The following is a 499-nucleotide window of genomic DNA, read 5'->3' on the forward strand; positions in this document are numbered from 1 at the left end:
TCCCAAAAGAGTATGCGACTACTTACAATAAGCTCGAAGATGAATCTAATATCCTTGGAGTTATCAGAGATTGGATGTTAATAAATGATTGGAAAAAATTCATAAATGATGTTTCCTTTAACTGGGCATTAGATGAAGAATCAATCAAAATATTAAGAGAACTAATTGAAAATAAAGAACTAAATGAGATGATCGATGAATTTAAAAAGAAAAATGCTTTTATCATTGACGATTAATTAATAACTGTAATTATCTTATACGATGCAGCCTTTCCGCTGCATCGTTTTCTTCCTACATATACTTTCTATCTTTCCTCCTCGCTCATTCTTCCCCTTAGGACTCAAAATCGCCCCCTCTCATTTGAATAATTACCCAAACCGCCATTTATCCTTAAATCTAAATTTTTTGCACAAATGTAAATATTCCACTAGAGCTATTTAACATTCCTAATTCACCAGTTTAATTTCGCTATCACAATAGGATATAAAACCAACAAACG

The 499-nt window shown here is 31.7% G+C and carries 1 pseudogene; it reads left to right on the top strand.

The window, feature by feature from the left end:
- Positions 1-236: pseudogene (locus tag E5A76_RS06935) on the top strand (hypothetical protein); the annotation flags it as partial.
- Positions 237-499 lie beyond the last annotated feature (263 nt).

Origin of the sequence: Photobacterium lucens, assembly GCF_009873615.1 — a bacterium.
GTDB classification, from domain to species: Bacteria; Pseudomonadota; Gammaproteobacteria; order Enterobacterales; family Vibrionaceae; genus Photobacterium; species Photobacterium lucens.